The 24682-nt window shown below is 44.8% G+C and carries 19 protein-coding genes; 8 read left to right on the forward strand and 11 right to left on the reverse strand.

The features are described from left to right. Positions 1–24 precede the first annotated feature (24 nt). The 5 genes from SKC37_RS07785 to SKC37_RS07805 are packed head-to-tail and all read left to right on the forward strand — an operon-like array spanning position 25 to position 8457. Positions 25–2310: an O-antigen ligase family protein gene (locus tag SKC37_RS07785; RefSeq protein ID WP_377980934.1), complete on the forward strand. Its 2286-nt coding sequence runs from the start codon at positions 25–27 to the stop codon at positions 2308–2310. 5 nt (positions 2311–2315) lie between these two features. Next, positions 2316–3473: an OmpA family protein gene (locus SKC37_RS07790; protein ID WP_377980935.1), complete on the forward strand. Its 1158-nt coding sequence runs from the start codon at positions 2316–2318 to the stop codon at positions 3471–3473. Positions 3474–3533: 60 nt separating this feature from the next. Next, positions 3534–6404, forward strand: a complete 2871-nt coding sequence (locus tag SKC37_RS07795; RefSeq protein ID WP_377980936.1) for an invasin domain 3-containing protein — start codon at positions 3534–3536, stop codon at positions 6402–6404. Next, positions 6401–7216: a sterol desaturase family protein gene (locus SKC37_RS07800; RefSeq protein ID WP_377980937.1), complete on the forward strand. Its 816-nt coding sequence runs from the start codon at positions 6401–6403 to the stop codon at positions 7214–7216. The genes SKC37_RS07795 and SKC37_RS07800 overlap by 4 nt, the downstream gene beginning before the upstream one ends. Next, complete coding sequence (locus SKC37_RS07805) at positions 7213–8457, forward strand: serine hydrolase domain-containing protein (protein WP_377980938.1); 1245 nt, start codon at positions 7213–7215, stop codon at positions 8455–8457. The genes SKC37_RS07800 and SKC37_RS07805 overlap by 4 nt, the downstream gene beginning before the upstream one ends. Before the next feature lie 50 nt (positions 8458–8507). On the opposite strand, the gene SKC37_RS07810 is transcribed toward SKC37_RS07805, so the two are convergent. Beyond that, positions 8508–9809 carry an alpha-L-fucosidase gene (locus SKC37_RS07810; protein ID WP_377980939.1) on the reverse strand — a complete coding sequence of 434 codons (1302 nt, stop codon included), beginning with the start codon at positions 9807–9809 and terminating at the stop codon, positions 8508–8510. A gap of 26 nt (positions 9810–9835) precedes the next feature. Beyond that, positions 9836–10216 carry a hypothetical protein gene (locus SKC37_RS07815; protein WP_377980940.1) on the reverse strand — a complete coding sequence of 127 codons (381 nt, stop codon included), beginning with the start codon at positions 10214–10216 and terminating at the stop codon, positions 9836–9838. A gap of 19 nt (positions 10217–10235) precedes the next feature. On the opposite strand from SKC37_RS07815, the gene SKC37_RS07820 reads away from it, so the two are divergent. After that, positions 10236–11366: a glycerate kinase gene (locus SKC37_RS07820; RefSeq protein WP_377980941.1), complete on the forward strand. Its 1131-nt coding sequence runs from the start codon at positions 10236–10238 to the stop codon at positions 11364–11366. Between the two features lie 198 nt (positions 11367–11564). Here the strand turns inward: SKC37_RS07820 and SKC37_RS07825 are convergent, their stop codons facing one another. The 4 genes from SKC37_RS07825 to ggt form a co-directional block, all read right to left on the reverse strand. Further along, positions 11565–11792, reverse strand: coding sequence for a hypothetical protein (locus SKC37_RS07825; protein ID WP_377980942.1), 228 nt, complete (start codon positions 11790–11792; stop codon positions 11565–11567). 222 nt (positions 11793–12014) lie between these two features. Then, complete coding sequence (locus SKC37_RS07830) at positions 12015–13163, reverse strand: methionine aminotransferase (RefSeq protein WP_377980943.1); 1149 nt, start codon at positions 13161–13163, stop codon at positions 12015–12017. A 3-nt stretch (positions 13164–13166) separates the two neighbouring features. Further along, on the reverse strand, positions 13167–14237 hold the full coding sequence (gene nagA, locus SKC37_RS07835) for an N-acetylglucosamine-6-phosphate deacetylase (protein ID WP_377980944.1): 1071 nt from the start codon (positions 14235–14237) through the stop codon (positions 13167–13169). Between the two features lie 2 nt (positions 14238–14239). After that, positions 14240–15928 (reverse strand): gamma-glutamyltransferase, encoded by a 1689-nt coding sequence (gene ggt, locus SKC37_RS07840; RefSeq protein WP_377980945.1) that lies wholly within the window; start codon positions 15926–15928, stop codon positions 14240–14242. 199 nt (positions 15929–16127) lie between these two features. Between ggt and SKC37_RS07845 the strand changes: the two genes are divergently transcribed. Together SKC37_RS07845 and SKC37_RS07850 are read left to right on the forward strand one after the other, a co-directional pair. After that, complete coding sequence (locus SKC37_RS07845) at positions 16128–16652, forward strand: hypothetical protein (protein ID WP_377980946.1); 525 nt, start codon at positions 16128–16130, stop codon at positions 16650–16652. Then, positions 16594–17235: a toxin-antitoxin system YwqK family antitoxin gene (locus tag SKC37_RS07850; protein WP_377980947.1), complete on the forward strand. Its 642-nt coding sequence runs from the start codon at positions 16594–16596 to the stop codon at positions 17233–17235. The genes SKC37_RS07845 and SKC37_RS07850 overlap by 59 nt, the downstream gene beginning before the upstream one ends. 278 nt (positions 17236–17513) lie before the next feature. Here the strand turns inward: SKC37_RS07850 and SKC37_RS07855 are convergent, their stop codons facing one another. The 5 genes from SKC37_RS07855 to SKC37_RS07875 form a co-directional block, all read right to left on the reverse strand. Next, positions 17514–20885 (reverse strand): efflux RND transporter permease subunit, encoded by a 3372-nt coding sequence (locus tag SKC37_RS07855; RefSeq protein ID WP_377981076.1) that lies wholly within the window; start codon positions 20883–20885, stop codon positions 17514–17516. Between the two features lie 64 nt (positions 20886–20949). Further along, a complete protein-coding gene (locus tag SKC37_RS07860; RefSeq protein ID WP_377980948.1) occupies positions 20950–22059 on the reverse strand; it encodes an efflux RND transporter periplasmic adaptor subunit in 1110 nt (369 codons plus the stop codon). 7 nt (positions 22060–22066) lie between these two features. Next, a complete protein-coding gene (locus SKC37_RS07865; protein WP_377980949.1) occupies positions 22067–23410 on the reverse strand; it encodes a TolC family protein in 1344 nt (447 codons plus the stop codon). Continuing rightward, on the reverse strand, positions 23407–24009 hold the full coding sequence (locus SKC37_RS07870; RefSeq protein WP_377980950.1) for a TetR/AcrR family transcriptional regulator: 603 nt from the start codon (positions 24007–24009) through the stop codon (positions 23407–23409). The genes SKC37_RS07865 and SKC37_RS07870 overlap by 4 nt, the downstream gene beginning before the upstream one ends. A 102-nt stretch (positions 24010–24111) precedes the next feature. Further along, the gene (locus tag SKC37_RS07875; protein ID WP_377980951.1) at positions 24112–24621 is read right to left on the reverse strand and encodes a cupin domain-containing protein; all 510 of its coding nucleotides are present in this window, start codon (positions 24619–24621) and stop codon (positions 24112–24114) included. Positions 24622–24682: the final 61 nt, after the last annotated feature.

The raw sequence follows: 24682 nt of genomic DNA on the forward strand, positions 1-24682 counted from the left end.
ATGATTATTTCTTAAATTTACCCCATGAAACCCACCCTCTCCTCCTTCATCGCCATCATAGCCAGCGTCCTCTATCTCGCCGTCTACTTCATCCCAGACATGGGCGGGTCGGACGTGATGGGAGCGCAGTGGTTGTATTCGAGCTCTTTGAGCTTAGGAATTGTGGCCTACATCGCGCTACGCTATAAAGTATACGAGGAGGCGATTTCACACATACTCTCTTTCAAGTTTACGTGGGTGTTTTCGCTGTTGGTTTTTTGGGCGATTGGCTCGTATGTGTATGCGATTAATCCCACGGAGACGTTGGTGACTTTGGCCCGATTGATCACCACTTATTTCGTCTTTTTGAATCTCTCGATTCTGTATTATAAGCAAGACCGCACCTTTCTTTTCACGGGAATTGCGTATGGTATTACGGCGTATTTATTTTTCGATTCTATCTATATTCTGAAATCATTCTCAGCTAATCTCCGCACGATGGATTTGCAAAGCGCGATCTTAGGAATTAATAAATACCACGGAAACAAGAACGTGACGGCAGCGACGTTGTTGATTCTGATTCCGTTTGCGATGTATGTGATTATGTCTGCCAAATGGCTGGGTAAAATCGCCGGAATCATCTCGTTATTCTTAGGTACTTTCGGCCTCTTTTTGTTGAACACGCGCTCTACTTATGTGGGCTTTGCCTTAATCATAGTCTTGTTTTTTACGGGGCTGATTTGGAAGCAAAGAGCAGCTTTAAAACCGGCGTTATTGTTTGTTTTGTTGCCTGCGGTGCTAGCAATATTCACAGCAAATTTACGCTTGAAATTAGTGGTAGCAGGACAAGGTGGCGAGACGGGGGGATATGGTACTGTTACAAAGCGTATCGGCGATATCAATCTTGCTAGTGAACAAAATGCACGGATTCACCTCTGGGGAACCGCTGCAGATTATGCAGTAAAAAACCCGGTCTTTGGTGCGGGCTATGGTAACTGGAAGTTAGCTTCTATTCCGTATGAACGAGAACGAGCAAATGAATTGTTTGTGCCCTACCACGCGCACAATGATTTCATCGAAATGTTCGCGGATTTAGGTCTGGTGGGCGGACTTTGTTTTGCCGGATTGTTCCTGTTTTTGCTCTATTATACGGTGCAGTTTTTAAACCAAAAACGTGGCGACGAGCTCATGGTCATCATTGCCTTTTTAGCGGTTACCTGCTATGGCGTCGATGCCCTATTGAACTTCCCGGCAGAGCGCACGGCGATGCAGACGATGCTGTCGTTGGCGGCGGCCTTGGTTTTGATTCCTTTGGATAAAACCTCCCGTAACCTGCGCGCTTTACCCATCGCCTACCTTGTCATAGGAGTCGCACTATTAGCCCCTGCCATTTACATCGCGAACGAAACGTTTGAGTCCTTGAAGATCCAAAAATTCGTGATGGGCGAAGTAAACGCAGATCCTAAAATGGCCACGATTGAGGTGGAGAAACTACCGGATATTCCGAACCTTTCTTCGTCTACTTTGCCGATGAAAGCGATGTTATCCCGCTATTATATACGAGACAAACGATTCGATGATGCTTTGCGCGTTTTGAAAGAAAGTGAAAACGATAATCCTTTCTTGCATTATAACGACTTTTTGCGGACCTCCATTTATGCCTCGTTGAACAAGATGGATTCGGCTCATTTCTATGCGAAACGTGCCTTTGATGCCTGGCCTCGGGCGTCCAGTTATTACAAGAATATGATTTTCACGTCTGCGAAACTCAAGGATACGAACGAGATCAAGCGGGCGTTGCAGGTTTCTTTGGACGTAAACAATGACAACGCCTTAACATGGAATCAGTACCTGTTAGGGATGTTTGAAGTGAAGCAAGGGGCAGACAAAAGCCTTTTGGCACAATTAGAAAAGACCCTGAAGAAGTTCCCGGCGGACACGGCGATTTTGAATCCAACGAAAAACATGTTGCGCGGAGGCAACCGTGATTTACAAGGCTTGACAGCGAAAGGAAATGCGCTTTTCGTGAAAGGGAAATACGAGCAAGCGGCTGCCACGTACAAAGAACTTTCGGCGCTCGATCCGGGTAATTTCTCTCACCTAGAAAATGTGGGTATCTGCTATTATGCGGGCCGCAAATTCGCAGAAAGTTTGTTCTATTTTGCCAAATCCGAACAACACCCCGGGAATAATACCGGAAAATCGGCGTACTTTGCGGGCATGTCTCAGCTCTCCACAGGTAAAAAATCGGAGGCCTGCGCCAGTTTCGCAAGATCGCAAGCAAAAGGGTATCCGGATGCCGCCGCGGCCATTGCACAGCATTGTAAATAATGAATATGAAGAAAATCTTACTAGGTTTATTGCTACTTAGCGGAACCATTACAGCACAAGAAAACGACAAGACCTTGGTCATTATCGGAGGTCCTACGGACTTATGGACGAATAACCGGGGAACTGGGAAAGATGAATTCAATGCTTTTCAGCACTTGGGCTTACAATATTCGAAACGTAAGTCTGTGAACATGGATATTGTTTACACAACGCTAGCCGGATTTAAGGGCGATTACTTTAGTCCTGACGTTTGGAACAATAAATTCATTTCTGCTGGCGCTAACATGCGCTATTTCCTTATTCCTCGCAAGAAGACGTCTGTATTTAAACCGTTCTTCCAAATCGGTGCTGATGCCTTTGCTCGCCGCGATTATGGTTTCCCAGGGAATGCGTATGAATTAAGCGCCTTAGGAGGTCTTGGAATTGATGTTCAGGTAGCGAAAAATTTCTCCATCATCGTACAATCGAATTTAGCGATCCCGATGGCACAGTCTACAGAGGCTGGAGTTAAGGTCGCTTCGGTACGTGGTTCGAATAATAGCACGTCATTTGGTCTAGTGTATCACTTTGGTTGGAAAGCAGCGAAGAAGAAAGCAGAGGAAGAAGCGGCGCTAGCTGCGGCAAAAGCCAGCGAAGAAGCGGCGATCAAAGCGGCGGCTGAAGCGGTAGAACAAGATCGTTTAGCTAAAATCGCGGCCGAAAAGAAAGTAGTAGAGGAGGCAAAATTAAAGGCAGAAGCCGTCGCAAAAGCAGAGGCAGAAGCAAAAGTAAAAGCGGAGGCAGAAGCTAAAGTGGAGGCTGAAGCGAAATTGAAAGCGGATCAAGAAGCCATGGCAGAGGTAACGATTCTGTATGCGAATAATAACTGGGATTTAACGGCTGAATCCGTAGTTAAGTTAAACGGAGTTGTCACGGCATTGACCGCTCGCCCGGAGATTAACGTACGTATCGATGGCCACTCAGATAGCTTTGGCACATCGAAAAATAACCTAAAGGCGTCTCGTTTTAGAGCGCAAGGGGCAGCTAATTTCCTAGTGAAAAATGGTATTGCCGCTTCACGCCTACAAGTGAATGCTTATGGCGAAGATAAGCCTATTGCTTCGAATGATACGAAAGCTGGAATGGCGCAAAACCGCCGCATTGAAATTAGAATAATCAAATAATAAATTTCAATTTTTAAAGCCTATATTTAGGTTTTAAAATCGATAATTGAAATCTATTATATGGGATCATCTAGCACAAACTTTTACTTTAGGGTATGGGGCTGGATGATCCTATTTTTTTGCATTGCTTTTACCTCCAGCGCTCAATGTAATGTAAATGACCCCTACGATAAGATTATAAGTGGCTACCATGCTTCTGTGGCGATCAAAAGTACAGGTGAATATTCCATTTGGGGGGCTAATATGGCACCATCGGGTTTAGTAGGCCAATTGACTCCCTTGGAAATTAATGGTACAAATTATTCCGGGATATCGGGAACAATTTACAAAGCCGGTATCGGAGGGACTAACACCGGGGCATCCATCGACCAAGCCGCCGTGTTAACGTCTACAGGATTATTTGCCTGGGGCGCGGTAGGTTCTCTTTTTAGTCCATCACTCACTACTTCTGCTGGAGTTGCCCAAATAACGCCGCCTGTCGGTTCTTCCCCTATCGGTTTGCCTATGGGCTTAGAACCATCGGACGTGAGGATGCTATTTGCGGTTTATCGTACCTTGGTTTTATTGAGCAAGGCTGGTGATGTCTACGTGTTGGGTTATATGTCTGGAGCTTTGGATGGGAATGGTGCTGCGAGAGGAACCACCGGAATGAATTCTTGGCAACGAGTTAAATTAGACGCTACCACCTATTTATCGGGAGTGAAAAATGTGCGTGGACAATCAGCTAGTGCGAATTATAATGCCTTTATAGCAGAAACGAACGACGGGAAATTATATACTTGGGGCGCCTCGACCTTTTTAGGTGATGGAACGGGCGCGGCCTATCGCCCCTATGCCACAGAGATGACGCTGCCCGGAGACGTAAAGACGAAAGGGATTAAGATGATCGGGGTGACCGGGGGAATTACGGGAGGAAGCTCGTACAATACTTATTATGTGCTTAGTAATTCCGGGAATCTCTATGCGATGGGGGATAATAAAAATTACCAGTGTGGCGCCTTTACAAGAGATTTACTTCATTTGGATTGGGTTCAGGCCAAAAAATCTTCTGCTGCCAATGACTTTCTCACTAACGTTATTTTTGTGACCGTTCAGGAACACAGTAATTCCGTTCCGGCTGCTTCGGCCATTACCAAGGTGGGGGATTTGTATTCTTGGGGCTATAATGCGCGCAATATGTTAGGCCGGCCGGTGGAAAATGCGTCCTATGATCCGGGTTTGGCGGGGGGCTATAATCAAGGGGTGGACAAAGCCCTTTTTGCAGAGATGGGTGGACACACCTTGTTGTATGTGAAAGAGGGGAGTTCGAAATTCTGCTACGTGGGACACCGCATTAACGGAAGTATGGGTGATGGAACCTCTTTTGATGCCAAAGAACCTATCTTCAACTGCGACCAAACACCCACCATCGACCTCTGCGGCGCCGTGCCTAACGTCTCTGACACGACGACCTCGACAATTAATGCGAGCCCTAAAGTGATCAAAGCGAACGGGAAAGACTATTCCACGCTCTTTGTCCAGTTAAAGGATTTCAAAGGAAATAATTTAACAGGCAACGGTGGCTTAGTAACCATCTCGTCTACTTTAGGCACCGTATCAGCCGTGGTCAATAATAACAATGGAACTTATACGGCTATTCTAACTGGCGGAATCACGGCAGGAACTGCGATCATCAGTTTCACCATTAATGGTTCTAACGCGGTCCAAACGGACACGGTGACCATCCTGCCCTACCTTTGGCCTGGCTCCATTGAATCCGATCAGGCACTCTGCTACCCGGCGAAACCCTCGCCATTAACGTCTAAAATAGACGCCTACGGCGTCCCTAGGCCGATCACTTACATTTGGCAACAAAGTACAGATAATATCAGCTTCACCCAAATCCCCGGGGCCACCGCTAAAATGTACACGCCGCCCCTATCGAAGACGACGTATTATTACCGCCGCGGGGCACGTTCGGCCGTAGACAGTTTGGAATTCACGAATTCGGTGGTCATTCGGACGGAGGAAATTGCGGGCGGGAGGCTCACCGGTACGGGTACTTTTTGTGGAGACAAGAACAGCCAGTTGATGAAGTTGAGTGGCCATTTTGGAACGATTGCGAAATGGCAATCAGCTGATACGCCTGATTTCTTAGTCGGTGTAGCGGACATCGCAAACAAGGATTCTAGTTATACGGCGATAAATACGCCTACTACTAAATACTTCCGAGCGGTCATCACACAGCCCGTTTGTGGAACAGCCTATAGTTCAGGGACGGTCGTTGTCGTTAACCCTATTCCTGTTATCACATTTATCCCTAATCCAGCGGAAGTCGTTCGCTGGTCAAGCCTGACCATTACGGCCTCTGGCGCGGATCGCTACGTTTGGTCGCCACGCTATGGACTTTCGGCGGTGGACAAAGCTGTCGTAAGTGCGAATCCCATAAAGACGACCACTTACTCGATTAAGGGAACGAATAACACAGGCTGTAATAGCACCACTTCCTTGACTGTGACCGTTTTGTCAGCAGGCACGCTAGACACAGATGGGGATGGCATTTATGATGAGGACGAGGAAAACCCGTTGAAATACAAACCGGATTGCGATGGGGATGGGATCGAAAATCGATTGGATCCAGATCCATGCCCTTTCTTTGAGCCACAGGGAATCTCGCCTAATGGGGATGGGAAAAACGATGTACTCGTCTTTGAGGGGCTCCTAACGAAGCCTATTCCGAACCACATTTCGATCTTTGATCGGGTAGGAAGTTTGGTCTATGAGACTGATAATTACCAAAACAATTGGGCCGGCGAAACATCCAAGGGCACTTCGTTGTTTGAGAAAACGGGTCAAGTTCCGGATGGGACTTATTACTATATTTTGGACTTTTATGACAAAAGACCCACGGTGAAAAACTTTGTTTATGTTTTACGTAACGTTAAAAAATGATGATTGAAACGTATTTTGCTACCATCCCTAGTGCGCACCGCGCGTTAATTTTAGCCGGCGGAATTACCTTATTTTGGTTAATCGAAACTGGTATTCCTTTAGTCAATTTCAAGGGGAATAAATGGGCTCATGCTAAGTTGAACCTCTTTTTAACTTTCACGACGATTGCGATTAATTTCCCGTTTGCGGTGCTGTTAGTGATGGCGAGCAACTGGACGACGGAGGCTAATTTTGGTATTTTGCACTGGTTTGCGATGCCGGATTGGTCGTTTTTAATCGTCGGATTATTGCTGATGGACTTAGTGGGGGCCTATTTAGTCCACCTGATCGAGCACAAGATCAAGGTACTTTGGAAGTTCCACATGGTGCACCATGCGGACACGCAGGTGGACACGACTACGGCGAATCGCCACCACCCAGGCGAGAGTGTAATCCGTGCGGTCTTTGCGATTTTAGCCATTTTAGTTTGTGGCGCACCTATGTGGATTGTGTTTTTGTACCAAAGCCTCAGCGTCGTTCTTTCCCAGTTCAATCACGCGAACATCCGCTTGCCACTTTGGATAGACACGGCCCTTTCGTATGTGATCATCTCCCCTAATATGCACAAAGTCCACCACCACTTCGAACGTCCCCAAACGGACTCGAACTATGGAAATATCTTTGCGTTTTGGGATCGCCTATTTGGCACTTTTGATGCCACCCCGATGGACAAAATCAAATACGGTTTGGACGTATTAGAAAACGACAAAGATCAATCTTTTGCCTACCAATTAAACCTGCCCTTTAACCAGAAAATCAAAACAGACGAATGAAAAAACTCTTAATTCTCTTCTTGCTTCCGCTCTCGGTAGCGGCGCAAGTTTTATCGCCGGTGGTACAGCCCACGGCAGATTTTGATGCAAAAAAATTAGAGGCGATTGACGCTTTAGTGAAATCGTATGTGGAGAAAAACCACTTAGTGGGCGCAGTTACGTTGATCGTAAAGAACAACCAATTGGTGCATTACAAGGGCCACGGCTACGCGGATTTGGCCAGTAAAAAACCGATGCCAGCAGACGCGATCTTCCGCATTATGTCGCAGACCAAAGCCTTAACCAGCCTAGGCATCTTACAGCTTTTCGAACAAGGGAAATTACGTTTAGATCAACCGATTTCAGACTTCTTACCTACGTTTAAATCCCCGCGTGTTTTAAAAGAATATAATGCGGCAGACACGACCTACACCTCAGAACCGGCAAAACGCGAAATTACTTTCCGTGATTTATTGACGCATTCATCCGGCATTGATTATGCCGGAATTGGTTCGGATAAAATGAAAGCCATCTATGCGAAAGCGGGTGTTCCATCGGGTTTAGGCGATAACGGCACAACCCTTTTACAAGCGATCACGAAATTAGGCACGCTTCCTTTAATCCATAATCCTGGGGATAAATTCACCTACGGCTTGAATACCGATGTCTTGGGTTGCTTAATCGAGGTAATTAGCGGGGAAACGTTGGAAGTCTATTTGACGAAAAACGTCTTCGTTCCATTAGGCATGAAAGACACGTATTTCAATCTACCGGCTGACAAAGGATCTCGTTTACCTACAGTTTACACGGAGAACGAGCAAAAACAAATCATCCCTTGGTCTCCTACATTCCGGGGCATTAACCCAAACTACCCCTTATTCAAGAAGACATTCTTCTCGGGTGGTGCAGGCCTTTCGTCTACCGCCTTTGACTATGCCATCTTCTTACAATGCATCCTAAATGGCGGAAAATACAATGGGAAGCAGCTGATTGGACGTCGCACAGCGGAATTGATGCTGAGCCCGAACTTCAATTTGGGCAACGATGATTATGGTTTAGGCTTCCAAATCACCGGCGAAAAAACCGCTAACCGCAAAATGCGTAACAAAGGATCCTTTGCTTGGGGCGGCTATTATGGCACGACCTATTGGGCAGACCCGAAAGAGAAAATGATTGTGTTGATTATGTCTCAGCACACACCTAATTCTCACGGTGATTACCAGGAAAAAATAGAGAACATTATTTACGGAGCGCTAAAATAAAAAGAGGGGGCCCGCGATTTATCCCTTGAGATAAATGCGGGCCCCATTCTTTATTTGACTAATTCTATCACTTGCGTTCCCGCCGGCACATCAGCCACTAGAATCCGAAGCCCCTCTTTCTCGCTTTTAGCTTTAATTGCGGCCCCATTTAATACAGCGGCTTTCTTGAATTTCCCGGGAATTAATAGGCTTTCCTCAGCTGGTTTGTTGAATAAATGAACGAACACACTCGCCGCATTTTCGGTTGTTACACCCCAAGCTTGTGGTTTTACCGGGCCACCGCGCGTTCCATAAATAGAGCGACCGTTCGCTTCTAACCACTTTCCTACCACCGCTAAACTATCCGTGAATTCTGGCTGAATTTTACCCGTCGGCATAGGACCTACATTCAATAATAAGTTTGCGTTACGTCCAGCTGCACCCACTAGTAATTGGTGGATCTGGGTAGGTGTTTTGTATTTATGGTCGTTCATGTTATATCCCCAGGCCCCATTGATGGTTTCGCAAGTCTCTAAGGGTAAGGCTGACGCGGTTTGGAAGCTTAAACCATGTAGATTTTCTCCCGGAAGATCGCGTTCGAACATTTGGAAATCTTCCCCTGGAATCGGATCCAAATGGTGGTTATTCCCGATCATACAAGCCGGCTGAATCGAGTGAATCAAGCCATAAATTTCGTCGTATTTCCAATCGATGCGTGAGCTGCGGTCTTTATTCCCCTCTGGATTTGTTTGGTCCCAGTGGCCATCAAACCAGATGTTCGAAATCTCCCCATAATTTGTCAACAACTCCGTCAACTGCGCTTTCATGAATTTCAAATAAGAGGCATAATCGCTCTGGCCTGTGCGTCCGGAGCTTTGGCCCGTGCGCCCTGTTTCCCGAGGATAATCGTCTCTATACCAGTCGAGCGTCGAATAGTATAAGCCTAGTTTAATTCCTTGTTTCTGGCATTCCGCCGCTAACTCCTTTAACACATCGCGCTTGAAAGGGGTATTGGTAATCTTCCAATCAGATTGTTGCGTATCCCAATTCGAGAAACCATCGTGGTGACGCGTGATGAAAATGACGTATTTCATCCCGGATTTTTTCGCCATACTCACCCACTCCGCTGCATTAAATTCAGACGGGTAAAAGCCTTTTAGTAGGCGCTGGTAATCTTTCTTTTGAATCTTCCGGTTGTTCATTACCCACTCGCCATCTGCTAGCATGGAGGAAATACCCCAATGGATGAATAGTCCATACTTGTTATTTTGGAAGTCAGATCTGGCGGCTAGATTCGCCGGAGAGGGATTATACGTTTGACTGAAAGCGAGTGTGCTTACGAGTAAAAGGGTGGCTAAAAGTAGTTTTTTCATAGGTTTAGAATTTAATAAGAACTAGGTCAAGGAAGTCCTTGTTGAAACGTAATCTCGGTGGTTAATCCCATGGCACTAAAACGAAAAGCCATTGTGCGCGCAGAGGACGGGTTTTTTATATTATCACAATGGGGTCCTTTCTCCAGAAAATACACATAGTACTCTTGATTGCGATCCGCTAATTGCTGAATATCTGGCTTTCCTAGGATGTCTTCCAAATCATTAGAGCTAACCCCCTTCCAAGTCATTTTATGTGCCTTCAGCCAATCAATTTGCTTTTCTCTCGTTCCTCCGCAACTTCCGCGGTCCTTTTTAAAGGACTCTACATCAAAACCCGCCAAATCTGGTTGATTCGTACAAGAGGCAAATAGAAAAAGCGCTAAGGCCAAGGTCGTCAAAATTCTCATGCGTTAAATTTAAGGAATTGTGGGTAAATTGCGACATAAATTCCTCGACGTGCACGTATTAATCTCCCCTGATAAATTCAAAGGTTCTCTTTCTGCTTCTCAAGTTTGCGAAGCCTTAGAATCTGGCATTAAAAAACGTCGTCCTAAAACCATTTTTACGAAAATGCCCCTAGCTGACGGTGGCGAGGGAACACTTGAAGTGATCCAGCAATTGCACGGCGGCACTTGGATTTCGGTGGAGACATTCGATCCATTATTACGCCCTATACAGGCGGACTATTTGTGGTTAGCTGATCAAAAAACTGCTTACATTGAAATGGCTCGGGCTTCTGGTCTCGCTCTGTTAACGGTTAAGGAAAGAAACCCACTAAAGACGAATACATTCGGAACAGGAATCCTTATCGCGGATGCGCTACAACGCGGTGCGACTCAAATCATGTTAACGGTAGGCGGTTCTGCTACGAATGATGCCGGTATTGGGATGGCTGCTGCACTTGGCTGGACGTTTTTAGGCAAGGACGGCACAGAATTAAATCCCATAGGAGAAAATTTGATACAGGTGGCGTCCATTTCAGCAGCAGAATTACCCCCCTGCGCCTTTACGGTGGTCACGGATGTAACAAATCCACTTGCAGGAACATCAGGGGCAGCCCATGTTTTCGCCGTACAGAAAGGAGCCAGTGCTACGGTAATTAAACAATTAGATAAAGGTCTAAATAATATAGCGTCCTTTTTCGGATCCATCGCATCAGAACCCGGTGCTGGAGCAGCCGGTGGTCTAGGAGCAGGGGCTCGTTACTTCTTAAACGCTAAAATTGTCTCTGGTTCTGGTTGGGTAATGGATAAGGTTCACTTTAACCGCGCCTTATTGAAAGCAGATTTCATTATTACCGGGGAGGGAAAGATAGATAGCTCTACCTGGGGAGGCAAAGTAGTGTCCGAAGTAGTGAAACGTTGCGACAAAGTTTTCAAACAATCGATTTTAGTGTCTGGTGCCTTTGACAGCTCGGCGAACTTCCCCATTTTTTTAGATGAAAACGAGGTGTTCACCATCTCGTCCCGTTCTGAAAATCCGGATGACTCCATTTTACGAGCTTCAGAGATCTTGACTCAAATCGGGGAAGAAATTGCCCTTAAGTATTTGAATTAAATAGGTGTTTTCTTCTGAGGATTGAATAATATACTATAGGCCCTAGTAAGGGTAAATAAAATACCATAAAATACAGATTAAGTTTAGTCCGCTTCTTCATCTCTCTCAGCTTGCTGATATCAATGATTGTTAGTGTACTTGCAACAGCTGTTACAAGTAAGATCATGGCTATGATGAAATTTTCCATAGGGAGTTATTTTAGTAAACTGAGCTTAATACAATGCAAGTGGCGCTCTTTGAAGCAAAACACGATGCCCAACCTAATACCGGAATTTCACAGATAAAGGTGGAAAGCCCATCTGCTGCAATGGCATCTGTTACGCATTTATAACATTCTGAAAAGGAAATATTTTTATCGCCGTTTCCATCGCAAATGGTGTAAATCCCTCCATTCACGGTTAATGTTTGATGGTTGGAATGATTCATAACCTTGAAATTTAAATTCTGTCTCCCTACTCTGGTCTGGTTTTTCGGGCTCCACCATTCATTCACTGGATATAGACACCAGGAATAAGTTTACATTTTAATTGTATGAGGGAGAACAGACGGGCCGAATCGATTATTTTGGCCGTGGTAAATGTAGGATTGTTTTCGTAAAAAAAGAGGATTCTCTCTTGCTGTGCTTCAGATTATCAAGTAACTGATAATTTAAGATAGACTAACTAAGCGTTTTGCTGCCTCTAAAAGCACATCATCCTCTTTCGCAAAACAGAAGCGCAAGATTTTATCGCCTGGATCTGTTTCATAGAAAACGGAAACAGGAATGGAAGCCACTTTGATTTCGCGGGTTAGGCGATCGGCTAAATCCACCTCTTTTTCGCCTGAAATGGCTGAATAATCCAGGCATTGGAAGAAACTTCCGGCGCTAGGGAGTACTTTCCAACGACTTCCCACGAATTGGGAGGCAAATAGATCGCGCTTTTTTTGGTAAAAATGAGATAAACCAAGGTAATGCGCTGGCTCTTTTAAGTAATCAGCCAAGGCATATTGCAGCGGTGTCGCGCTTGAAAAAGTGACCCACTGATGTAGTTTTCTGAACTCAGCCGTCAGGAAAGCAGGAGCAATACAATAACCTATTTTCCAGCCTGTAATGTGATAAGTTTTGCCAAAAGACCCACACACAAAACTACGTTTCCGTAATTCAGGATGCAATAAAACACTGGCGTGCTGCGCACCATCAAAAACAATGTGCTCATAAACCTCGTCGGAAACGATCAAGATATTCGTTCCTTTGACCACCTCCGCAAAGGCATCTAAATCCACCATCGACCAAACGGCTCCCGTCGGATTGTGCGGGCTATTCACCATAATTACTCTCGTTCGAGGCGTAATTTTCGCAGCAACGGAAGACCAATCAATCGCAAAGTTGGAAGAGGCCTTTAATGGGATATGAATGGGTACCCCACCGGCTAAACGAACGATGGGGTCATAAGCATCATAACTTGGGTCAAACATAATGACCTCGTCGCCCGGTGAAACACAGCAATGAATGGCCGCAAAAAGGGCCTCTGTAGCTCCAGAAACAATCGTCACTTCTGAATCTGCCTCGACAGGGATGTTATAAAAAGTAGCTGTTTTTGTCGCTAACGATTGACGCAAAGCAGGCACTCCGGCCATGGGCGCATATTGATTATGGCCTTTAGCATAATGCTGTAACAACTCTTGCAAAGCAGGGGCACAATCGAAACCAGGAAATCCTTGGGAAAGGTTTAATGCACCGTGCTCGAGTGCGAGGGCAGACATTTTGGTAAAAATAGTTGTCTGAACTTGTGGCTGCTTCGATGGAAATGTAATCATAGCCTAATTTAACAAGGCTTTTCCGTCGTACCAAACTTGTACCACCTCTAGCGCCGGATTCAGTTCTACAAAGCAAGCCCGTTTACCTACCTCTATGCTGCCTAAATCAATTAAATTTGCCACTTCTGCCGGATAAACCGTCGCCATTCGGATGGCCTCTTCCAGAGGAATCGAAGCTTGTTGAACACAGTTTTGAATCGCCTCTACCATCGTCAAGGAAGAACCGGATAAAACACCCGCTTCATTCGTGAAGCGACCGTCTTTAGCTAAAAAAGAATAAGGGCCAGACGTATCATTCGTTACAGCATCCGTAATCAAAAACAGGTGACCTTTTTTCAAGCGATAGGCAAGTTCCAGTGAGTTGAAATCACAGTGTAAACCGTCCGCAATGATGCTCGTCCACGCATCTGATTGGAAGCTAGCGCCTACTAATCCCAACGCGCGTGATTGCCACTGTGACATGGCATTAAATAGGTGGGTGATGCGGGAAACGCCCTTGTCAATGGCGTTCATCGCCTGCTCAAAAGTCGCGTCGCTGTGCCCCAAAGAGCATATGATGTGACTATTCACGAGTAGCGAAAGTTCTTCCGGACTAAACATTTCAGGTGCGATAGTCAAGTAAGTAGGGATGCCTTTCGTCCGCTCGATGAGTTCTTCGAGAAAAGCCGCATCCGGTTTTTGAACAAATTCTTCCTTGTGCGCCCCGCGTCTAACCGGATTAAAAAAGGGGCCCTCTAAATGTAATCCCACTAACCCAGGTCCAGTATAGTTTTTATAGGCATCAATGGCTTTCCACATCGACGCAGCTGGCGAACAATTGAGCGTAATTTGAAACGCAACAGTGCCCGTTTTGTGGTGCTCTTCGAATGTGGTCTGAATGGCCTCGGTTGTCTGGTGATTGGAAAAGAGAATCCCACCACCACCGTAAATTTGGAGGTCAATAAATCCGGGAACAAGGATGTTTTCAGACGCCGCGCCTTGGCCGTCCGAAATAGCCGAAATTCGGCCATTCGTTATGGAGATTTCCTTGTTATTTAGCCATTCGTGGCCCGTGAAAATGCGACTTGCAAACATCCTTAATACCCCGTCGCTTGACCGTCTTTTCTCGATTCTGTTGCTCCGTAATATACCTTGCGAACTGGATCGTATTTAATGCATTGGTAGCCGCCATAGATGCCGCTCATATAGCCTACCTGATGTCCTTTTTGCAATAAATCGCGAATGACTTCATACGGATAACCGTGCTCCAGGGTAATCATACCACCTGTCGTTTCCATCGTCTCGCCCGTCGGTTCAGAAGAACCTTCATGATTGATACGGGGATAATCACCTGCTTCTTGTACGTTTAGGCCAAAGTCCACCACGTTCATCACAATCTGCACATGGCCCATCGGCTGGAACGCGCCACCCATCACCCCAAAACTCATTACCGGCTGACCATCCTTCGTCATAAACGCCGGAATGATCGTCTGGAATGGTCTTTTACCTGGCGCATACGTATTATTCTCGCCCTCTTTCAAGTTGTATAATTCGCCGCGATCTTGGAACATAAAACCTAAACCATCTGGCATCATGCCTGATCCAAATCCTCTATAATTACTCTGAATTAACGACACCATATTGCCGTCCTTATCCGCCACGGTCAAGTAGATCGTGTCACCTTCTTTTAAAGCAGGGTTTCCCGCCTCGTAATGGCGACCCGCGCGATTCGGATTAATCAACGCCCGGCGCTTCGCGCCGTACTCTTCTGATATTAATTCCGCTACCGGAATTTTGGCAAACTCAGGATCTGCATAGTATTTTGCGCGGTCTTCGAACGCTAGTTTTTTGGCCTCCGTAAACAAGTGCACGTGCTCCGCAGAACCCAGTTTAATTTTGGAAAAATCATAGCCCTCTAAAATCGTTAACATCTGCAAAGCCGCGATCCCCTGGCTATTCGGTGGTAACTCCCACACATCATACCCGCGGTAATTTACTGAAACTGGCTCCACCCACGTGGACGTGTGCGACGCTAAATCCTCATAGCTCAAAAACCCACCATTCTTCTTCATAAACGCGTCCATCGTTCGCGCCATATCGCCTTTGTAAAAGGCATCACGACCCTCTTTTCCTAGTTTTTCTAACGTATTCGCTAAGTTCGGATTCTTGAAAATATCACCCTCTACTGGCGTTTTTCCGTTCGGATAGTAGTGGTTTGCCACATTCGGAAACTTACCATAATTCGCTGGAACCCGACCTAATGCAGAAGCAAATTCACCGTGTACCGGAAAACCATTTCGCGCATAGGAAACCGCTTTTTCCAACACCTTATTCATCGGCATCGACCCGAATTTCTTATGCAATTCAAACCAGCCATCCACGCAACCCGGCACGCTCACCGGCAATGGACCTAGCGACGGAATGTGAGTCAATCCACGTTTTTTGAACTCGGCTAAAGTCAAGGATTTGGGCGATCTTCCTGACGCATTCAACCCATATAATTTCTTCGTTTTCGCATCCCAAACAATGGCAAACAAATCTCCTCCTATTCCATTTACATGTGGTTCTACGACACCTTCCATCGCATTCGCCGCAATGGCTGCGTCGATCGCATTTCCACCCGCTTTCAGCACATCAAGTGCGGCCTGGGTAGACAAAGGATGTGAGGTAGCGGCCATCCCGTTTTGGGCAATGGCCTGTGAGCGAGTCGCCCAAACTTTACCATACGGACGATCTTGCGCCTGAGCAAACAGGGGCAAAAAAAGGAGTAGGAGTAATTTCTTCATGTTGTTGATTTTGAAAGAGTAAATTAGGGAATGGTGGGGGGAAATGCAAATGGGTTGTGGGGGTCGGGAGTCGTTAGTCCGAAGTCCGGAGGGAAAGAGTCCGGAGGGAAAGAGTCCGGAGGGACGGGGCAAATTATCAGTTTGTTTATTGATAATTTTCTCAATAATGCATAAATAGTGCTCAACAAACCGAATCAGGATGAAAAACTATCTACTACTCTTATTGCTAATGATTTCCTCTGCGAAGGCTATAGCCTGTGATTGCGAAGTCAAGCGGCCAATTCAAACTTTAGATGATTTAAAAGGCTATGAGTTTATCGCGCATGTGAAAATTATAAATGATCATGATAAAGAACCGCCATCTAACCCCAAGGAATTTTCCTTTGATAAAGTAGACATTCAGGTGCTAGAACTATTCAAAGGAAAAAGGACAAATGAAATTTACGAAGCTAACAAGAGCAGCTTTTGTAGTATGAATATAGTAAACGGCCAAGAATGGATATTTTTTGGTGTACGCTCGAAGGGAAAACTAGTGGTTTGGGATTGTGATTATAACCTAATTTATCGTGAGGCAGATGGTCAAAGAGATTGGGAATACCAGAGGGGATTTAGGGAAATAAAATTACTTAGAGAGCTTTTTGGGATCCCCAAAAGGAAGTATGCAAATGGAAAACATTACGAGTATTATGATAAGGGGAAAAATAGAAATGGAGGAAAATTTTGAAAATAATGTACGCGTTGGGGAGCGAAAAATATGGCATCTGAACGGTATTTTAGCCTCAAAAGAAAGCTTTGTGAATGACTCACTGGACGGAAAATTAGAGAGGTACTATCTGACAGGACAATTAAAAAAAGTAGAATTTTACCAAAAAGGAAAGCCCTATAATGTGCATCGACGGTATAACGACACGACTAATTTTGATGGTTTTAAATATGAATGGATAGAGAATTTTGACAAAATAAAAGACTCTTTAAAAAATGAATATAAAAGATTAACGATTTCCTTGGAACAGATTTATAATTCAGATGGGGAAAATATCGCTCATCGGAGTTTTGATCGATTAGGAAGACTTCAATTAGAAGTGATCTATAATCCAAATACAAAGATTTCTACTCGAGTTTTCTACCATAAAAATGGAGGAACCATGAGCTCTATTTCCTATGAAAAACGTGAAAAAGGGTATGACCATTTCGGGCATTATCAAACCTATGATGAATTTGGACTCCCCAAAGATAGCTGGGATTATATTGACTCAGGGAAGCGAATAAATGAAAAAATTGCTCCCCGAATTAAGAAAATGAATTAATGGAATTTTTAAACGCTAATGATGCTATGATAATGAAACTTTTCTTGTTAATTGTCTTACTTGTTTATGCTCTCGTTTTTATAAAGGTGGTGCTAGAAATCGCAAAAGACCCCAGAAAAACAGCTTTGCAGAAAATCCTGTTTATATTAATCCTATTCTCCACTCCTGGTTTAGGGTTGTTGTATTTCTTCTTGTTTGAAAGGAAAAGAGATTAAAACAAAAAACCCCTAGACCTTCGTCCAGGGGTTTCTGCATTCTTGAACCCAATATGTATTACACTACACTGTCTTTGTAAACCATTTCTGCTTGATGCGCTCCGAGATGTAGTACATACATGGAACGATTACGAGTGTTAAAATGGTCGAGAACGTTAATCCGAAGATGATCGTCCAGGCTAAGATTCCCCAGAATACCGCGGAATCAGAACCGATGAAGATGTGTGGATCTAATTCCGTAAACATACTCACGAAGTCGATGCTTAAGCCTAATGCCAAAGGAATCAAGCCTAATACTGCCGCCGAAGCCGTTAACAATACCGGAGTTAAACGAATTCCACCACCCTCGATGATCGCCTCTTTCAAGTCGTAACCACGCTTAAAGCGAAGTTCCTCAATGAACTCGATCAATAGGATACCATTCTTTACAACGATACCTGCTAGGGCGATGATACCTACGCCAGACATAATCACGGAGAAAGTCATATTAAAGGCCATGAAGCCTAATAAAACCCCGATTAATGATAACAAGATCGTCGCGAAGATGATCAATGGTTTCACCGCTGAGTTAAACTGTGTCGCTAGAATCAGATAGATTAAAACAAGGGCTGCTAAGAAAGCGACTCCTAGGAAAGCGCCGGATTCTTTTTGGTCCTCTTGCTCACCACCCATGCGGATAGTGTATCCTTGTGGAACGTCGATTTCTTCGAAAAGCGTCGTTAGCTCACCCACGATCTCATTCGCGTTATAGCCTTGTACCACATCGGAACCTAGGGTTACGACGCGCTCTTGGTTTTTGCGGTTGATTTGGCTGAATGAAGTAGCATAGCGAATATCAGCGATAGAGTTCAATGGAACTTGGCGCAAGGCGCCCCCCATGTTCATATCGCGATAAGTTACATTCATTTGCAAAAGCTTCTCGATTTGGTTGCGAGAATCCCCTTTCAAACGTAACTGAATAGGGTATTCATCTTTCGCATCGCGGAATTTAGAGATCTCTGATCCGAATAAACCGGTACGTACCGCCATCGCTACTTGCGCAGAAGAAATGCCCTCGCGGGATGCTTTCTCGCGGTCCACATCGATGATGATTTCCGGCTTGTTTGTGACTAGATCGGATTTCAATTCTTGAATACCTTGGATGCCAGATTGGATGACAGCCGCGCGTACTTTCTTTTCTAAGTCTTGTAAAACAACGAAGTCGTCGCCCGCTATTTCAATCGAGATAGGCTTACCTGTAGGCGGTCCATTGTTCTCGCGTTCGATGGCAATCTCGACACCAGCTAGGGGATTTTTGGCAAAATCCGCTTGAATCTTACTCAACACCTCACCTGTCTTAATACCCTCACGTAATTGCAATTTCTCAAAGGCAATCGTCACCTTACTCTTGTGCGGCGTTGCCCCACGGTCTGGTTGCATCGGATCTCCAGCGTTTTTACCCACGTTTGAAATAACCGAGTTCACGATTTTGCTATAACCCTCTTTATTCAAGAAAGCGAAGACACGTTTCTCGATCACTTTGGAAACGGAGTCTGTTACGACCGCATCCGTTCCGATCGGATTTTTGGCATAGATATAGATGTAATCCGGATCTCCTGATGGGAAGAAAACCACCTTAGGCTTCACCACTCCTAATAAACCGATCGTGACGATCAATAATAAGAAAGCGGAAATTGTCGCATAAATCGGACGCTTGCCCAGCAATACCCAAGAAATTAACTTGCGGTAATTCGTCTTGAAATTAGGTAAAGTAACCTCTTGGAACGGCACAATCCACTTCGGTGTAATCACAAAGTGATTGAACACATACAGGATAAGGCATAGAATGAAGAAGTTTCCAAAGCCAAAGTGACCCAAGCCAAAGCCCATCACATAGCCGAAAACCGCTAAACTTAACAAGATAAATACGGTACGACGGATGTCAGAGAACTGTGGATTTTTCACATCGTTCGCCTCCTCATCATGACGCTTCATAAACGTAATCGCGAACACCGGGTTCATGACATAGGCCACAAATAGGGATGCAAAAAGCGTAATGATTAACGTAATAGGTAAGTATTTCATGAACTCACCCACGATACCTGGCCAGAATAACAAAGGCAAGAACGGCGAAATCGTCGTCAACGTACCAGATAATACCGGAATGAATACCTCTGAAGCGGCTAGTTTAACCGACTCCGTAATTGTCAACTTCTTGAAGTTATTGAACAAACGGTGCGCATTCTCGATCACCACAATCGCGTCATCCACCACAATACCTAGTCCTAAAAGGAAACCAAAAAGAACGATGGTATTTAAGCTGAAGTCTAATGACGGCATGAACAAGAATGTCAATAAAGCCGACAAAGGCACGGATAGACCCACGAATACCGCATCTCTAACGCCCATGAAGAACATCAATACGATTACCACGAAAATGAAACCTAGAATAACGGTATTAATTAGATCCGCTAAATCACCACGCGTACGTTCTGATTGATCTGCCGTCGTCGTTACCGTTAAACCCTCTGGGAAACGATTCTCTTTGTACTCTTCGATCGTCTTTTCGATGCGATCTGCTGCCTCGATTAAGTTCGCTCCTCCACGTTTGATGACGTTTAGGGTAATCACGGACTTGTTATTCAAACGAGCAAAATCTTGTTTCTCCTCATAGCTATCTACCACCTCAGCCACATCCTTTAAACGAACGCGCGCACCTGTGGAAGAACCCACCATGAGGTTCGCTAATTGATCTACTGCCTTGAATTCTCCCGTTACACGCAATGAACGGCGAACGCCATCTACGGCTAAATCACCGCCTGATATGTTCACGTTTTCACCTTGTACGGCTGTTTGAATATCATAGAAAGTCAAACCATAACTCTGCATCTTGTACAAATCCAGGTTGATTTGGATCTCTCTTTTCAAGGCACCGATGATGTCTACCCGGTTAATTTCCGGCATCCCCTCGATCTCGTCTTGTAAATCCTCCGCATACTTTTTCAACTTATCTAAGGGGTAGTCCCCTGCGATGTTGATGTTCATAATCGGAAATTCAGAGAAGTTCACTTCAGCCACGGATGGCTCGCGCGTTAAATCTTTCGGTAAATCGGCGATCGCTTTGTCGACCGCATCTTGTGTCCGTTGCTTGGCAATGGGGACGGTGACGTCGGTGTTGAATTCGACGATGATGACAGAAATGTCCTGCAAGGCATTCGACTTCACGCGTTTTACACCCGTGATCGATTTGATTTGTTTTTCGATCGGTTTATTGATCGTGTTCTCGATATCCGAGGGAGTTGTTCCTGCATAGACCGTTTGGATGACCATTTGAGGCACCACGATGTCCGGGAATTGCTCCTTAGGCAAGCTCGAGTAGATTCCCATCCCCGCCACAAAAATGATGAACGTGAAGATGTAAACCGTCGTGCGGTTTTGGGCTAACCAGCCCACCATGTTATAGATTAAGCCTTTGCCTTCTGGCAATTGCTCATTTTTGATATTTTTTTCCATTTTCTACTTAGAATGAGATGGCTGTACCATCTACTAAATCTTGAAATCCTTGCGTGATAAGTGCTTCCCCAGCTTTAAGACCTTCTGTGATCTCAGCTTGGCCATTGTAAGTTAAGCCTACCGTCACTTGACGAGCACGCGCCACTTTTTTGCCATTTTCTTCCACTGCCACATAGACTAGATTTCCTTTTTCTGTCTTTTGGATGATGTTTTCGCTGATCACGATCGCGTTTTTCTTCGAGGTATCATTGATGTTAATCACCGCTAATAAGTTAGGCTTTAATTCGCCGCCTGCATTCGGGATGCGTGCTTCGATGTCAAACGTACGCGTTAATGGGTTGACCATTTTAGAGACTAACGAGATGCGCGCTTTCAATTCCTTGTTTAAATCGGGGAATTTGATGTTGATTTCATCGCCTTGCTTCACGGTTCCTACATACGAATCAGCGATTTTAGCCGAGATCTTTAAGTTACCTAAGTTCACGATTTGAACGATTGGCACACCTGGAGCACCCATTTCACCTGCTTTTTGGCGAACTAATTCAATCGTTCCAGAGATAGGAGCCGTTACGCGAGATAAAGCTAATTGCGCTTTCAAGGTCACGATTCTTTTTTCTAAAGACTCCATGTTCGACTTTGCACTCAAATACTGAATCTCTGTTCCGATTTGTTGATCCCAAAGCGCCTTTTGCTTCGTGAAGATTGTTTTCGCTAACGACAATTGTTGGCGAACCTCCTCTAATGACTCTTTCAAGATGTTGTTATCTAAGGTCGCGATTAATTGACCTTTAGAAACCGATTGTCCGGCTACCACGGGCAATGATAAAATCACACCCCCGGTTTGTGGGCTTACTAATACCGTATTCTCCGCTACGACATTTCCTTGCGCCTCTACGAAGTGTTGGAAGTTTTGTGCGACTAATGGGCTCACGCTAACTGCGATCACTTTTACTGCCGCCTTTTCAGCTGGGCTGCCTACTTCTTTTTCCAAAGCGGTAATTTTCGCCTGGATTTCTTTCGCTTGACTCTTTAAGTCAGCTAATTCTTGTTTTTTGTCTTTCGATCCGCATGCCGCGAATAAAATGATTCCACTAAGGAGGATGGCTATTTTTTTCATGTTGTTGTTAGTCTATGTATAGTGTACCGTTTGCTTTTTCTACTTCTACTTTGGCAATCAATGCATTGTATAATGCGGTAAAATAATTTGCTTGAGACTCTTTTATCGACGACTCTGCGTTCAATACCTCAAGGTTTGATCCTACCCCTTGTTGGTATTTCACACGGGTCACTCTAGAAATCTCATTGGCTAAATCTAGATTCGCCTTTTGTTCTTTCATGGATTCCAACGCGTTCTTCATCGTGATGCTCGCCTGTGTACGCTGCATATCGATCGACGACTTTAACAAACCATACGATTGACGTACCTTTTGCAAGTTGTTAGCGGATTGTACCGCCTTGTATTTCTTCGAGAATCCGTCAAAAATAGGAATCTGCAAGGCCACCGTAATAGCAGCGTTATCGAACCATTGTTTGGTTAATAAATCGGTGAAAGCATTCGCCCCCGCGTTATAACCATAGTTTGCGTTCAACACTAAACGAGGCAAATAACCCGCTTTGATGCTTTTCAAATCTAGTTCTGCTAAGTTCTCCTGTGTCTGCAAGATCGAATACTCGATGCGATTCGCATAGCTAAACTCGCCCGCCGCATTGACATTAAACGTGTTTAATTCTACTTTTTCTAGGCTCTCGCTTAACTTAATAGGCTCTTCCATCGGGAAGCCCATTTGGAACTTCAATAAAGAATAGCTTAACTCTTGCAAGCGATTAACGTTGTCTAATTCCGTCCGCAAATTATTAGCTTGTACATCTAAACGTTGCACGTCGATCTTCTCTACAAAACCTTGTTGATTCAGGGCACGAGTTTCCTTTAAAAGGGTATCTAATCGAGCTAAATTCAGGCTCAATAAACCCATGCGCTTCTCGTTCACTAGAATGCCATAATAAGCCTTCGTCACATTCTCCGCTACTTGTTGCTTCGATTGTGTCACAGACTTCACAGCTAAATCCTTATAAACCGATGTCGCTTTTAATCCTAATAAATACGAACCGTCAAAAACTAATTGACTTAAGCCCACACTGGCAAAACCAGAATTATCTACACCGAATTTCGCGGCGATTAATTCTCCATCTGCTGCTGCTGGGTTGAATATTTTGGCAGGAATGAATGCACGTTGTAAAACGATATTGTTCGTAAGTGCAAGGGAGCCATTGACTTGGGGTAATCCCATCGCTTTGATCTCATTGATCTTCGCACTCGCATTTAGCAAGTCGATTTGGCTATTTTTCACTTGAACTTGGTGCGTAATCGCATAGTCTACGGCCTGCTTGAGGCTGTAGGTCTGCGCAGTGGCTGCCAGCGAGGTCAGTAAAAATAGACCGGCATAGATTTTTCTTAGGCGGATCATCATTTTGAATTGTTTTGGTAAGATGTATAAAGTGTTAAACCTTTTTCGGTCAAAATGCCTCGCATGAAAATGTCCATCAGCGTGAGCTGAGTGTCATACAAGGATAATTTATTGTTGGGGTAAAAATCAGGGTTGAATGCCAAATCCACTTCGGCCATCCGCAAGCGCGCTAGTAATTCGAAATCGATGTCATTTCTGAAATATCCGAATTGCGCTCCCTTCTTGAAGTCAGCGATTAAGTTTTCGTTGATGTATTTCTCTCCGTGATTCTTGAATAATTGAAAAGCGGTAGGGAAGAATTTTTGGATTTCAAAAAGCAAACGAGGGTTCATCTGCACTAGCATATCTTTCACCATTTCGAAAGACTTAAACATCTTTTCGATGACGTTAGAATACAACTTATCCAGCTCCTCCCATTTCTTCATATCCTGCTCTACGAACGCTTGCACGACTTCGAAAACCATCGAGTCCTTATCCGGAAAATGTTGATAAATCGTTTTTTTCGAAATACCTAATTCGCTCGCGATCGCATCCATCGTTACGGTCTTGACCCCGTAGCGGAAGAATAATTCAGTTCCTTTTTCTAGAATGCGCGATTTCATTTGCTAGCCCCGTTGATTTATTGGGAAGCAAAACTATGGAAACTTTCGTAGACTACAAAGTTTTCTTGTATTATTTTAAGATTACCAGCCGGTTAAATTTGATTAACGGCCAAAATCATCCTGCAAACGGACGATATCCGATTCATCCGATGGGTGCTCCACATCCGTATGTTGCCAAATCTCCGTCACCACACCCCAGTTGTCTAAGCCGACTAAACGATGGCGCATGCCAGTGGGCAAGGTAATTAATTCGCCCACTTGATAAACCCCAGGAGCAGATTGCTCATCCGTTTCGGAGATCACCACACCTACTGGACCAGCATTCACTGTCCACACCTCCGCTCTGCGGAAATGGTATTGCCAAGACAAACGCTTCTCTGGCGCCACCACTAAAAACTTAGGGCTTAACTTCTGCGTAATCTGAATCGCATCCATCGAAAGCTGTGGGAAGTACTGTGCCGCAAACTTCGCCGCCTGCGTCTCGTCTAACACAAAGAATCCTCCCCATGGGCGGTCGTGGTCTTTGTCGATAATCGTATACCCTTGAGAAAGGATGTAAGCCTCGACTTGTGCGAAGACTTCAGAAGCAGGTGTTGATGTGTTAAAATTCATAGCACAAAAATAAAAAAAAGACGGGAGAGCGTCCCGTCTTTTCTAATCTAATTATCGAATG

The sequence above is a fragment of the Aquirufa esocilacus genome (assembly GCF_042715595.1).
Taxonomy (GTDB): domain Bacteria; phylum Bacteroidota; class Bacteroidia; order Cytophagales; family Spirosomataceae; genus Aquirufa; species Aquirufa esocilacus.

Excerpts from the sequence above, each read along its gene's own strand:
- SKC37_RS07800 (WP_377980937.1), top strand. The coding sequence starts at position 6,401 with ATGATGATTGAAACGTATTTTGCTACCATCCCTAGTGCGCACCGCGCG.
- SKC37_RS07830 (WP_377980943.1), bottom strand. The coding sequence starts at position 13,163 with ATGATTACATTTCCATCGAAGCAGCCACAAGTTCAGACAACTATTTTT.
- SKC37_RS07850 (WP_377980947.1), top strand. The coding sequence starts at position 16,594 with ATGGAAAACATTACGAGTATTATGATAAGGGGAAAAATAGAAATGGAG.
- ggt (WP_377980945.1), bottom strand. The coding sequence starts at position 15,928 with ATGAAGAAATTACTCCTACTCCTTTTTTTGCCCCTGTTTGCTCAGGCG.
- SKC37_RS07785 (WP_377980934.1), top strand. The coding sequence starts at position 25 with ATGAAACCCACCCTCTCCTCCTTCATCGCCATCATAGCCAGCGTCCTC.
- nagA (WP_377980944.1), bottom strand. The coding sequence starts at position 14,237 with ATGTTTGCAAGTCGCATTTTCACGGGCCACGAATGGCTAAATAACAAG.
- SKC37_RS07860 (WP_377980948.1), bottom strand. The coding sequence starts at position 22,059 with ATGAAAAAAATAGCCATCCTCCTTAGTGGAATCATTTTATTCGCGGCA.
- SKC37_RS07810 (WP_377980939.1), bottom strand. The coding sequence starts at position 9,809 with ATGAAAAAACTACTTTTAGCCACCCTTTTACTCGTAAGCACACTCGCT.
- SKC37_RS07815 (WP_377980940.1), bottom strand. The coding sequence starts at position 10,216 with ATGAGAATTTTGACGACCTTGGCCTTAGCGCTTTTTCTATTTGCCTCT.
- SKC37_RS07870 (WP_377980950.1), bottom strand. The coding sequence starts at position 24,009 with ATGAAATCGCGCATTCTAGAAAAAGGAACTGAATTATTCTTCCGCTAC.
- SKC37_RS07795 (WP_377980936.1), top strand. The coding sequence starts at position 3,534 with ATGGGATCATCTAGCACAAACTTTTACTTTAGGGTATGGGGCTGGATG.
- SKC37_RS07805 (WP_377980938.1), top strand. The coding sequence starts at position 7,213 with ATGAAAAAACTCTTAATTCTCTTCTTGCTTCCGCTCTCGGTAGCGGCG.
- SKC37_RS07865 (WP_377980949.1), bottom strand. The coding sequence starts at position 23,410 with ATGATGATCCGCCTAAGAAAAATCTATGCCGGTCTATTTTTACTGACC.
- SKC37_RS07845 (WP_377980946.1), top strand. The coding sequence starts at position 16,128 with ATGAAAAACTATCTACTACTCTTATTGCTAATGATTTCCTCTGCGAAG.
- SKC37_RS07855 (WP_377981076.1), bottom strand. The coding sequence starts at position 20,885 with ATGGTGGGCTGGTTAGCCCAAAACCGCACGACGGTTTACATCTTCACG.
- SKC37_RS07825 (WP_377980942.1), bottom strand. The coding sequence starts at position 11,792 with ATGAATCATTCCAACCATCAAACATTAACCGTGAATGGAGGGATTTAC.
- SKC37_RS07875 (WP_377980951.1), bottom strand. The coding sequence starts at position 24,621 with ATGAATTTTAACACATCAACACCTGCTTCTGAAGTCTTCGCACAAGTC.
- SKC37_RS07790 (WP_377980935.1), top strand. The coding sequence starts at position 2,316 with ATGAAGAAAATCTTACTAGGTTTATTGCTACTTAGCGGAACCATTACA.